Consider the following 12,340-nt stretch of genomic DNA (forward strand, 5'->3'; position numbering starts at 1 on the left):
TTATCCGGTTAAATTCCACTTTAAAGGGTTTGACGCATTTCGTCAAACCCTTTAATACCGAATTTAGTCTTCCGTGTGGAATTTAAGTTTACATGCGGAATTTACTTTTTCACTCAAGCCCGAATCCGCCCCGATACCAGCTTATTCTGCCCGATTGGGGACATGTCCATTCCAGTTTGGGACATGTCCATTTTACCCGATTCTTATTCACTGAATAAAATGATCGAAATGGACATGTCCCAAACTGGAATGGACATGTCCCCAATCGTCAGCAAAAATTTACAAAATTATAGACATTAATTCCGATAATCACAATCATCAGCAGCACAAACAACACCTTCTCAGCCCGTTCCGACACGACCCGGTGCGCTTTGCTTCCCAGCAATCCCCCAAGCACACCGCCAACCACCATCACGGCCAGAAAGACTCCGGGCACTTCCGGAACATTTCCCCCGGCCAGCGTGTGCAGAAGGCTTGTCGCCTGTGAGAACATAATCATATACAGCGAATTCACCGCCGCTGTCTTTGCCGACATGGAAAAGAAATAATAGAGCACTACCAGATTAATCGGCCCGCCGCCGATTCCCAGAAATGAGGACAGTACCCCCAGCACCAGTCCGATGCCCAGACATACCGCCGTATGCCTGACATGCAGCGTCCTGATTCTGGCACTGTACAACGTATAGACCAGAGTCCCCACCGTCAGAAAGATCAGCATCATCGCCTGGATAGCCCCAACCTGGTTCTGATCCCCAAAAAAGCCAATCACATACTGAAACCCGCTTTTTCCGACGAGTCCTCCAACCGCCGCTCCTATAGCCAGCGGTGTGGATGTCTTCCAGTCGATCTTCCCGCTTCCCTGCCGCATCTGCCGGAAGACAGATACCACGCTCATAGACAGAACCGTGCAGCCTGACAGGAAGCTGATGCCGGCAACTCCCATAATATCTGCCGCATCCAGCACCGGCTTGATGATCACTCCGCCGCCGATCCCGCAGATCGCTCCCACGACCGACGACAGAAAACTGATAAAAAATATAAGTATCTCCATAGATTGTACCTTCTTTTATCCGGCTGTTATATGCGATGCGATTTCCATCAATCCCGGCAGCGCATGTGCAAAGAACATTTTGTAACTCTCACAAAAATAATTCCCACCATATTTTCCGGACGGCAGAAGCAGCCGGTTTCTTTTGCAGCCGCCGCGGCAGATCCGGAAATAACTGCACTCAGAGCATAATTTCTGCGCTTCCTGAGATTCTTTTATGAATCCTGACACCCGGCGGTGTTCTTCGATTTCTTCAAAAGAGCATTCCTTAAGATTCCCAAGCTTAAAGGCACTCATGGCGTAAAAATCACAGGGATAGACGCTCCCGTCCGCCTCAATCACATTCTGCCTCCCGCATACACCGTTCATATCACAACACTCCGCCGGGTTTCCAAGCAGCAATGCCAGGTAATTCTCAAACTGGCGGATATAAGGCTGTTCTCCTCTCAACACGTCGGCGTACCACAGATCAAACAGCCGGATCAGGAATCCGCCGTACTCTGCCGGACTCAGGGAGTATTCTTCCATCCCCTTCTCCTTGCCAAAAGGGTCCAGACAGGGAATGAATTGAAGATACTGGAATCTTTCCCGTTTAAAGAACTGATAGATCCGTCCGACACAGACCGCACTGTCTCTGGTCACCACGGTGAGAATGTTAAATGGCACTCCGTAACGCCTGCACAGCCGGATCGTATCCATGACACCGTCAAAGGTTTCCCGTCCCTGCCGGGTCTTTCGATACCGGTCGTGCAATTCCCTGGTCCCGTCCAAAGAGATCCCCACCAGAAATCCTTTTTCAGCCAGGAATGGAAACCACTCCTTATTGAGCCGGTATCCATTCGTCTGTATTGTATTGTGGATGACCAGATTTCTGGTGTTATACTGTTCCTGAAGCCTAACCGCGTCCCGGTAAAAATCCAGGCCCGCCAGCGTCGGTTCGCCTCCCTGATAGCCGATCACACATTCATCCTGCGCATAGTCCATGGCCTTTTTTATGATCTGCTCCAGGGTGTCCAGCTTCATAAGACACTCACTTCCCGGATCTCTGGCCTGATAAAGCTCCCTGTAAAAACAGTATTCACATCGCAGGTTGCAACTGCCGGAAGCCGGTTTTATCAACAAGTTCAGAGCTGGCATTTTCTCCCTCCATCCAGGGAATATCCCATTTTGCTATGAGCACTTAGCCTTCCACTACAGATAATTCCTCATGCCCTTCTGTATCAGATCCTGATAGAATCTTTCCCCGATCCTGCCGTCCCTGTCATAGACTCCATAATAGGGCGCCAAATCCCAGGACATCCCTCCGGACACATCCTTTTCCCGGCCAGTGCAGGGGATCGTCGGATTCGCCGTCTTGATCCTTGTGGTCCGGACCAGCCAGCAGTAAAGCTTATATCTGAGTTCCTGCACCACATCCTGGTACCCGGGATCAAAATATAGATTTTTTAATTCATAAGGATCATTTTCCATATCAAAGAGTTCCCCAAAGTCTTCTCCCTGGAATTCCGGAAGATATTGGGTCAGTTTATAGCGTTTCGTGTGGATCGTCTTTGTATTCGGGTTCTCCGTAACCGCCATATCCCGGATCGCGGTGTCATCCTTTAGTACCGGTACCGCGCTTTTACCGTCCGCCCAGTCCGGACGCGCCAGCCCTGCCAGTTCGCACACCGTAGGCAGAATATCAATGGATTCCACCAGGGAATCCCGCACCTCGCCTGCCTTCATTTTCCCCTTCCAGGAAAAGATCATGGGTATTCTGGTGACACAGCCAAAGCCGATCCCCGGCGCCTTCTCGATCATGCCATGTTCTCCCGCGAACTCTCCGTGATCTGTCGTGTAGACAATGATTGTATTTTCCCTGATACCCAGCTCGTCCAGTTTGTCCAGCACCCGGCCCATAGCGTCATCCATCTGGGAAACACAGGCATAATATCCCCGCAGTACCCGTTTTCTCGCCTCATCGAAGTCCCGGGGCTCGAACAGCATCCAGTCTCCATTCTTCTGGAAATTCTCCTGGGTAGTCCTGGCCGCGGCCGACCGGTCATGCATGTCATTTCCTGCGTTTGGCGGCAGTTCCAGATCCATGCCCTCGTACAAATCCCAGAATTCTCTGCACGGCGCATAAGTCTGATGCGGTCTGGGAACGGTCATCCAGTAACAGAAGGGTTTCTCCTCCTTTACACATTCCTCGATAAATTGATTGGTACACTTGGCTGTCCAGGCCTCCATGGAATGTTCCTTCGGAATCCTGGAAAACCGGGAATCCACGCACTGTCCTTTCCTGTGCTCATTTTGCTGGAACCATTCCTGCAGGATCTTGTCATCCCGCTCCTCATATAGCCCGTGTTCGGCCAGATAGACCGAGTAGTCATCCCCTTTTAGTCCCTGGCAGCCCTCTTCCATCCTGCGGTTCCATGGCCTGACCGGATGTTCGAAGCCATACCCGTCTCCCACGTAATCACAGGCGTCTGATACCCAGCCGGCCGGCGTATGTAATTTCCCCGCCGCCCCGGTCCGGTAGCCCTGCTCTTTGAAATATTCGAAAATATTCGGCAGGTGTTCCGGTTTTTCCCCCATCAGTCCATAGTAACCGATGTTGTGGGCGTACTGCCCGCTCAGCATACACATCCTGGACGGGGTACAGATGGGATTCTGTGTAAATGCATGATCTATTTTGATACCGTCCCCGGCCAATCGGTCCAGATTCGGCGTGATTACCTGTTCATTGCCGTAACAGCCCAAGGCCCTGGCGCTGTGCTGGTCGCTGTGCAGAATCAGGACATTCGGCATACGTTGTTTTTCGTTCTTCACCTTTACCTCCTACTGCATCCTCTCGAATACAGATTCTATAGACTTCCCTACCACCATTTGATCAGATCAGTTACCTGGTTTCTCAATTTTACAAATTCTTCGCCGGCAATATCCCGGGGCCTCGGCAGCGGATTATCCAGGAAGGTTTTCACCGTCGTCGGCTTATTGGTCAGAATCAGAATCTTACGTCCCAGATAGACGGCCTCCTCAATATTATGTGTGATAAACATTACGGTAGTTCCGGTTGCTTCCCATAGCTTGATCAGCTCATCCTCCAGCTTGTAGCGCAATTCAATGTCCAGCTGGGCATAAGGCTCATCCATCAGCAGCAGATTCGGCTTCGTGGCAAATGCCCTGGCAATCGATACCCTCTGCAGCATACTGGCCGAGAGCTGTCTGGGGAAAAATTTCCGATACGGGGTCAGGCCTACGATCTCCATAAATTCCTCGACCCGCTCCTTTTTCTCCTGATCACCGACTTTTTTGATATCCAGGCCGAACCGGATGTTCTCCTCCACAGTCAGCCACGGCATTGTGGAATTCTCCTGAAAAATATAGGACACATTGTGTTTCTTCAGATCCACCGGCTCATCATCAATCAGGATCTGACCGGAGGTAATCTGATACAGGTTCGTCAGACTGTTTAAAAAGGTGGTTTTCCCGCATCCGGTGGGTCCTACCACGCACAGCAGCTCTCCCGCCTCCACTTCAAAGTTCATATTATCCAATACAAGGAGATCTCCGAATTTCTTCGTTAAATTTACCGCCTTTATATTCGCTCCACGACTCATTTGCTCTCCTCCTATTTCGTAATATCCACGATGCTGGTGATTTCCTTGCGCAGCCGCAGGAATTCGGGATCCACATAGCTTCGTGGCCTGGGCAGATCGATCTTATACTCCGCCTTGATCGTCGCCGGGCAGTTACTCAGCACCACAATCCGGTCCGCCAGATACAGAGCTTCTTCTATATTATTCGTGACAAAGATCACCGTCCGTTTTTCCTTCTGCCAGATCTTCTCGATCTCTTCCTGCATCATATAGCGGGTCTGGGCATCCAGCGCGCCAAAGGGTTCGTCCATCAGCAGCACGTCCGGTTCGTTACAGTAGGCCCTGGCGATTCCCACACGCTGCTTCATGCCGCCCGATAATTTTACCGGATAAGCCTTCTCAAATCCCTGCAGCCCCACCAGATCAATATAATACTGGGCCTTCTTCTGCCGTTCTTCTTTCCCAACGCCCCGGATCTTCGGGCCGTATTCCACATTTCCCATGGTGGTCAGCCACGGAAACAGATTGATGGTCTGATAGACAACCCCTCTGTCGGCACCGGGTCCTGTGACCGTCTTGCCGTTGACCGTAATCTCACCGGAAGTGGCCGGCAAAAGCCCGGAGATCAGATTAATCATCGTGGTCTTTCCGCACTGCCCGGGTCCGAACAGAACCAGGAATTCGTTCTTTTTCACCTGAAGATCGATGTCGCCGATCACCACGTGTTCTTCTCCTGCCAGGTTCAGGAACTTTTTATGGACAGCCTTGCACTCGATTACCGGAGCTTCTATTTTCCTCTCACGTTCCACTGACATAATTTGCCTTCCACTCCTCTCATAATGGTTGCTAACAGGAAGCCGACGATACCGATCGCCAGGATTCCCACAAAGATCTGAGAAATATTATTGATATCCATACCGCTGACGATCAGGAAGCCCAGGCCTTTGGAAGAACGGACCATTTCCGCCGCCACCACGGCCGCCCAGCTGGATGAGATACCGATCTGCATCCCGGCGAAAATATAGGGGATCGTAGCCGGGATAACCACGGTGCGGAACACCTGGGCTTCATTGGCTCCCAGCATCTTCGCGCAGCCCACCAGCTCCTGATTGATGGATTTGGTTCCCATGAACACGTTAATCGTAATGTTGTTAAACGCGGACAGGAAAATGATAAAATATGCCATGGTCTCACCCAGGCCGAACCACAGAATCGCCAGAGAGATCCAGGCAATAGGAGGGATCGGACGGATCATTTCATAGAATGGACGGAAAATGGCTTCCGCCAGTCTGTATCTTCCCATCAAAAGACCCAGGCTGATACCCAGGATACAGGCCACGGAATATCCCACCAGTACCCGGCTCAGGCTCCAGAACGTATGCCCGAATATGGTATACCCGGCCGTCTTCTGGGTGAATGCCTCGAAGAAGCTTTTCAAAATGACGACGGGCCCCGGCATAATCTCTCCCAGTCTGGTTCCGTTGGTCCCGAAATGCCAGATCAGAAGAAATCCCAGAATCGCGATGATTCCGCAGATCAGCCGCCAAAAATCATCTCTGTCTTTGAACAGTTTTTTCGCCATTACCATCTGCCTCCTCTCAGTACCAGTTTTTCCAGCAGATTCAGCAGGACGCCTAAGAGTGCCCCCACGATACCGATCATCGCCATACCTGCTATGATAATGTCAACCCGCATTAGCCCCCGGCTCTGCTGGATCATGAAGCCCAGGCCTTTTGTGGATGCCAGAAGCTCCGCCGCGATCAATGCGCCCCAGGAAGTCCCAAGCGCTGCTTTCATCCCGGTCATGATCATGGGAAGTGCGGTGGGAATCGCGATCTTGAAGAGCTGTGTCGCATTGCTGGCCCCGTAGATCTGTCCGACCCACAGATGGACGCTTTCCGTCTGCTTGATACCGGAGTAGGAATTGATGACACAGGCGGTAAAGGATGAGATAAAGATAACCATGGATTTTGACAAGAGGCCGATGCCGAACAGAATGATCATCAGCGGAATCCAGGCGATTCCCGGAACCGGACGGATCAGATCAAACAGAGGTCTGGCAAACCAATCGAATTTCTTATACCAGGCCATGCAGATTCCAAGCGGAATACCGACCAGCAGGCCGATCAGGTAACCCGACAGCGCCACCTTTAAGGAAGCTGCCAGATGTACGAGCATCGTGGCTCCATCCGGGTTTTTATCCGTAAATTTCAGGAAGAAAGCTTTCACTACCGCCACCGGTGTGGGAAGCATCCCGCCCGGATTCATAGCCGCGCAGATCTGCCAGATCATCAGGAAAATGGCCACGGCCGCAATAGAGATCAGCGTATATTTTTTCTCTTTCATGGAGTTCCTCCTTCTTTTGAGGGAGCTGCCGCCTCAGTCTGTATCAGATCGAAGCGCAGCCCCGCAAAAGTCTGTCATTATTTTGTTTCCGGTTTAATGTCGATGCCCAGTGCCTTGTTCAGATAACTGGGATCCAGTGAGGAATACAGGTTCGGGATCTGGTCTTCCGTGATTTTACCATTCTCCACATAGAATTCGCCCTGGTCGGTGAAGCATTTTCCAAAGGAGTAGGTGCCGTCTGTAAAGTCATCCTTACCCATGTATTTTCTTACGGCGATCTCATCCGCCATATCCTGCTCGGAGTATTCTCGACCGTTATCTTTAAAGAACTTCATGGAATATTCGCTTCGCAGCGTATCATCTTTTAATTCCTCATCGGCTCTGATTACACATTTTACAAATTTCTCAATATCTTCCGGGCGCTCCTTGATCACTTCCGATCTGCCGAACAGCGCATCGATGATGCTGAATCCGGTCGCTTCCTCGAAGGTTGTGATCTGTACCATACCTTCGTTCTGCGCATTGAAGGAATAAGGCGGATAGGCCGCCAGCGCGTCCCCTTCTCCTGCCACAAAAGCCTGGAAAGCGGGGCCTGCGTCCATATGTACCATGGTGTAATCGTCACTGGTCAATCCGAATTTGTCCATGTATTTGGAAACATTTAACTGTGCCGAGGTACCGAGCTGTCCCAGAACCGTTTTACCCTTCAGCACGTCTGCGGAACCATATACATCAGGAGTATCCGTAAGTTCTCCCTGGACACTCAGGATATCGGAATCGGGCCTCACATAGATTCCCATTCCGCCGGAGGTACATAGCTCAGCCAGCAGCGTACAGTTGCCGGATGCCAGCGAGAAGATCGTGGCGGCGCCGGAAGCGGCCAGGTCGATCTGTTTCGCAGCGATCGCCTCGTTAATCGGAGCGCCGGTCTGGAATATCGAAAGTTCCACCTTCAGGCCTTCCTCCTCAAAATAGCCTTTGTCATACGCGTACTGTACCGGAACGCCTACGGATGCCGGCATGATTCCGACCTTTAAAGGCTCTCCCTCTTTTTTCCCTCCGCATCCCGCCAAAGAGGCAGCAGCCAATACGGTTATAAGTCCTGCACAAATAAGTTTTTTCATTCTTCCTTTCATTCGTCTCTCTCCTTTAATGTGTACGTTAACAGTTCTATTTCATTATAAGCAAACATGCAAAATAAGTCAATTTTTATTTGAATTTGTCGGTATTTTTGTGATTATTCAACCATTTTTTACATTTATTTTTATGCACATTTTACATTATTTCTTATATCTCGCATCCTTTCCTCTTCACTTTTCATATTCTTCCGTTACCGTACACACATGTAATTATTGTCATCTATGGAACAACAAATAATTACGAACAATAACCGATTATCCTATCTGTGTACCTGCATCTCCCGGCAGGCAAACCATAATATTTATTCTCAGCTCCCAATATAAGAAAATCCGGACAGCACTCTACAGAGAATGGATGCCCCCCCTTGTAAACGCAAAGAGCCTTACTCCAAAACACCTGGCCGATCCGTTTTTATACGCCGCACATAAGCGCTATCTTCCTTTCGCAACCGTGTGAACTAACCGCCTTATGACTCTCAAATCCCGTTGATAAAGAGTTTCACCTGGGAAACTCTCCGCCTGCTGCGGGCCGTGTAAGCGGCATCTTCTCCTCCGCCGCTGTGCGATCTCCGCGGAGCGTATTTTATTTCATATGAGCATTTTCCTATAAAATTAAAAACTGTTATAACAGCCCTGTCTGCTCCGCAGACTCGTTCTATTATAACAGTTTTTTCTGATCCGTTATCCCGGCAGATTATAACAGTTATCCCTGTTCAGTTATCCCGGCAGATTTTCCCTTATCACAATCTCAGACTCGATCGTGTGGGTGTATTCGGTCAACTCACCCGTCAACAGATAATTAAATATCATCTTAATCGTCTCGTACCCCTGCTTATAAGGTTTCTGATTAATCGTTGCGGAAATATACCCCTCTTCCAGCCCTTCCCTGGTAAAATTCTGAAGATCAATGCAGATTATTTTAATCTTATACAGCAGATCCAGCTCCTTCAATGCCACGATCCCTCCATTACTCAGTGAGGTCGCATACCAGAGAGAAGTTATCTCCTGGTGTTCCTGAAAGAACTGCTTGACTGTTTTATATATCTCGATATCATTCGATGGAATCTCACAGACACCTGCCATCGTAATCTGGGGATACCATCTATGAAGGGTATCCTTCAAGCCTTCAATTCTCTGCACATGGCCCAGCATTTTCATTCCCGGCGAAACAATCGCCAGTTTTTCCTCGCCTCTGGAAATCATATTAAACAGTCCGGCCGTAATCCCGCCAGTCTGATAAGCATCGATACCGACAAAGATATGCGGATTCCTGGTCTTAATATCATTGATAAAACAAAACACAGGAAAATTCTGATCGATCAGCCCATCGATCCGGTCGATCACCGGCTGCTCATTAATCGGTGTAATCGCCAGAGCCGAAACCCCTTCCTCCAGCAGACGGTCAATCAATGCCAGCTGATCATCCACATCAAAATTCCTGCTGTAATAGCTGATCACCGTAATCCCATAATCCACCAGTTCTTCGGTAGCCGCCTGAACTCCCAGTTTCACCTGCTCAATAAAGAAATTATTCTTCACATGAAAAACAACCCCTATTTTAGGAGCTTTCTTCCTCAAAGCCAACGACTTCGCCATCAGATTCGGTTTATAATTCAATTCCTTCGCTATCTGCCGGACTCTGGCCTCAATATCCTTCGACACATTCCCGCGGTTATTCAACACGCGGTCCACCGTCCCCTTAGACACCCCGGCCAGCTCCGCAATCTGATTGATGGTTACCGGCACATTAACACCTCATCCCTTAAACTATCGATTTTGATACCCTTTCGCTCATATTTTTCAATTATATTGAGTTTCCCAAACTCTGTCAAGTGAAATGGGGATTTTGTTGCAGCCCCGGAGCCGGTAAAATCCCTGGCTTCCAGGGCCCTTTCTGAAATTTCAAAAAGGACATGTCCCAAATGGACATGTCCCCGATTGATTTTCATTATTTCATTACCCGCGTTGCGCATACAGGAGTTCTGTAATACATTCCGGAAATCTTGATACCGGACTTCGGAGAACTGGCATGAACAACCTGTCCGCCGCCGATATACAAGGCCACGTGGTTGATCCCGCCGCCGTTGCTGTAGAATACCAAATCTCCAGGCTGTACTTCATTTAATCCGACACGGGTTCCGCAGTTGGCCTGCGCCCTGGAGGAATGAGGAAGCCCGATTCCAAATTTGGCATATACGCCCATGGTAAATCCGGAACAATCTGTACCGTTGGTCAGGCTGGTCCCGCCATATACATAACGGTTACCAACAAACTGTTTCGCATAAGAAACGACGGAAACACTCTTCTCAGATACGCCTTCTCCCACCTGAAGCTCCTGAATCGTGGAAGCCTTGGGCAGTTTTGCGGATACATCCACATATTCTGAGGATACATAACCCTCGTCGCCGTCGATATTAACTTTTACCCAACCCTCCAGTTCTTCCAGTACCTCCAGCTCCTCTTCAATGGGAACCAGGGTAACGATGGTGGATTCGGTGTTCGGTTCGGCCCGCACATACAATGTGGTGGTGTTGACCTTCGCCATCTTGGACATCGCCTGCTGCGCCGCTTCCGTAGCTGCGTCGCCGGTCAGCAGATATTCGCTTTTTACATATCCGGTTACTTTTCCGGATTCGATTTTCGTCCAGTCTCCCTGAACTTCTAATACTTCACAGCCGGCATTTTTAGGCATTTTACCGACCAGTTTTGCGCCTTCATCGGGTTCTTCACGGACATTCAGATGATTGTCCACCTGAGCGATTCCCAGATTCGTATATCCCTCGACCTGTACAGCAGGTGCTGCCTGATCCTCAGCAGGAGCCTGTGTCTGAGAAGCCTCGGCCGGCTGGTCTGCTGCGGGCTGGTCTGTGTTCGCTGCCGGAGCTGCCGCAGGAGTCGTGTTCGCCGTGGCTACTGCTTTCGCATCTGCCATAATTCCCGCTGCCATGGCCGGTGCATCGGTCTGGGCCGTTGGCTGTGTATTTTGAGCAGTTGTGTTCACGCTGGCGGAAACATTGGCTGTCTTCGTCTCTATCTCAGCAGAAATGCCCGCTCCTGCGAAGCCGTTGGCGGTAGATGCCTTTGCTACGGCGTCCCCTCCGAATATGACAGCTCCGGTAAGACTCAGGCACAAAACTGCAAGTACAATCTGTTTTTTCATTAGAACCTCCTGTTGGTCTTATGTAAATTATTGTAAATTATTACGTAATTGTTAAATTTATTACCAATTTATTATAACACAGCTCATCTGTTTGTCAACAACGGAGGCTCATAAATCGCACTTTTTACAAATTGTTCATATTTTTGGCAAAATATGTTATTCCATATTGAATGTCTTTTTCCATCTGTTCTTTCAGCGCATCCATGGAGCTGAATCTGCGTTCTTCCCGCTCGAAGTTTAAAAGTCCCACTTCGATATATTTACCATAGAGATCTCCTTCATAATCGAAGAGGTAGGTCTCCACTCCAACCCTCGTCTCTCCCCCGACCGTCGGCTTATATCCGATATTCGTCATGCCCCGGTATACGAGATCATCCACCCGGGTCACGGATACATACACCCCGTTCGGAGGCAGCAGCTTATCCGCGGACGGCATCAGGTTCACCGTAGGCATTCCAAGCGTTTTACGCCCGATCTGTCTGCCATGGGCCACCGTTCCCCGGATCATGTAGGGATAACCAAGCAGAGCTTTGGCCGTTTCCATATGTCCCAGCTTAACCTCTTCTCTGACATAGGTACTGCTGATCTCCCGGCCTTCATATACTTCCTTTTCCACCACATGCAGCCGGTAACCGCAGCTTTTTGCGAATTGCCTTAAGGTCCCGCAGTCCCCGGCCCGCCGGTATCCGAAGTGAAAATCCGTACCTGCCACCAGCTCTTTGACCTTCAGGCGGTCCACAAGGATTTCCCGTATGAACTGTTCCGGGGTCATATGGGAGATCTGGGGGATGAACGGGCATTCCACGCAGTAGTCGATCCCTTCCCGTTCCAGCAGTGCCCTGCGCTCCTCATTGGTAGTCAGAACAGACAGGCCGTTTCCCGACAGGGCCGCCTTAGGAGGCACGGAAAAGGTAAACACCGCTGTTTTTTCCGCACCAGTGCGCAATTCTTTCATTTTATTCAGCAGCTTCTGATGGCCCCGGTGGAGTCCGTCGAATTTGCCGAGGGAAACGACGGACGGAGCATCCATATGAAAATTAGTCAGTTCTGTAATGTAATCCATGTT

11 protein-coding genes are annotated in these 12,340 nt (G+C 49.9%); all 11 read right to left on the minus strand.

All coding sequences use genetic code 11. The features are described from left to right. Positions 1-268 precede the first annotated feature (268 nt). Complete coding sequence (locus tag ABC831_RS04870; RefSeq protein WP_343247125.1) at positions 269-1,051, minus strand: TSUP family transporter; 783 nt, start codon at positions 1,049-1,051, stop codon at positions 269-271. Positions 1,052-1,066: 15 nt separating this feature from the next. Next, positions 1,067-2,185: an anaerobic sulfatase maturase gene (locus tag ABC831_RS04875; RefSeq protein WP_343247126.1), complete on the minus strand. Its 1,119-nt coding sequence runs from the start codon at positions 2,183-2,185 to the stop codon at positions 1,067-1,069. A gap of 54 nt (positions 2,186-2,239) precedes the next feature. Continuing rightward, positions 2,240-3,859 (minus strand): sulfatase family protein, encoded by a 1,620-nt coding sequence (locus tag ABC831_RS04880; protein ID WP_343247127.1) that lies wholly within the window; start codon positions 3,857-3,859, stop codon positions 2,240-2,242. Positions 3,860-3,906: 47 nt separating this feature from the next. Further along, a complete protein-coding gene (locus ABC831_RS04885; protein WP_343247128.1) occupies positions 3,907-4,650 on the minus strand; it encodes an ABC transporter ATP-binding protein in 744 nt (247 codons plus the stop codon). Positions 4,651-4,661: 11 nt separating this feature from the next. Beyond that, positions 4,662-5,444: an ABC transporter ATP-binding protein gene (locus ABC831_RS04890; RefSeq protein WP_484840524.1), complete on the minus strand. Its 783-nt coding sequence runs from the start codon at positions 5,442-5,444 to the stop codon at positions 4,662-4,664. Then, positions 5,417-6,211, minus strand: a complete 795-nt coding sequence (locus ABC831_RS04895; RefSeq protein ID WP_343247129.1) for an ABC transporter permease — start codon at positions 6,209-6,211, stop codon at positions 5,417-5,419. The genes ABC831_RS04890 and ABC831_RS04895 overlap by 28 nt, the downstream gene beginning before the upstream one ends. Then, positions 6,211-6,975, minus strand: coding sequence for an ABC transporter permease (locus ABC831_RS04900; protein ID WP_343247130.1), 765 nt, complete (start codon positions 6,973-6,975; stop codon positions 6,211-6,213). Before ABC831_RS04900 ends, ABC831_RS04895 begins: the two co-directional genes overlap by 1 nt. 77 nt (positions 6,976-7,052) lie before the next feature. After that, on the minus strand, positions 7,053-8,111 hold the full coding sequence (locus tag ABC831_RS04905) for an ABC transporter substrate-binding protein (RefSeq protein WP_343247131.1): 1,059 nt from the start codon (positions 8,109-8,111) through the stop codon (positions 7,053-7,055). 720 nt (positions 8,112-8,831) lie between these two features. Beyond that, positions 8,832-9,860: a LacI family DNA-binding transcriptional regulator gene (locus ABC831_RS04910; RefSeq protein ID WP_343247132.1), complete on the minus strand. Its 1,029-nt coding sequence runs from the start codon at positions 9,858-9,860 to the stop codon at positions 8,832-8,834. 202 nt (positions 9,861-10,062) lie between these two features. Next, positions 10,063-11,274 carry a C40 family peptidase gene (locus ABC831_RS04915; RefSeq protein WP_343247133.1) on the minus strand — a complete coding sequence of 404 codons (1,212 nt, stop codon included), beginning with the start codon at positions 11,272-11,274 and terminating at the stop codon, positions 10,063-10,065. Between the two features lie 124 nt (positions 11,275-11,398). Continuing rightward, the gene (locus ABC831_RS04920; protein WP_343247134.1) at positions 11,399-12,337 is read right to left on the minus strand and encodes a bifunctional riboflavin kinase/FAD synthetase; all 939 of its coding nucleotides are present in this window, start codon (positions 12,335-12,337) and stop codon (positions 11,399-11,401) included. Positions 12,338-12,340: the final 3 nt, after the last annotated feature.

It is taken from the genome of Diplocloster hominis (genome assembly GCF_032380655.1).
GTDB lineage: Bacteria > Bacillota > Clostridia > Lachnospirales > Lachnospiraceae > Diplocloster > Diplocloster hominis.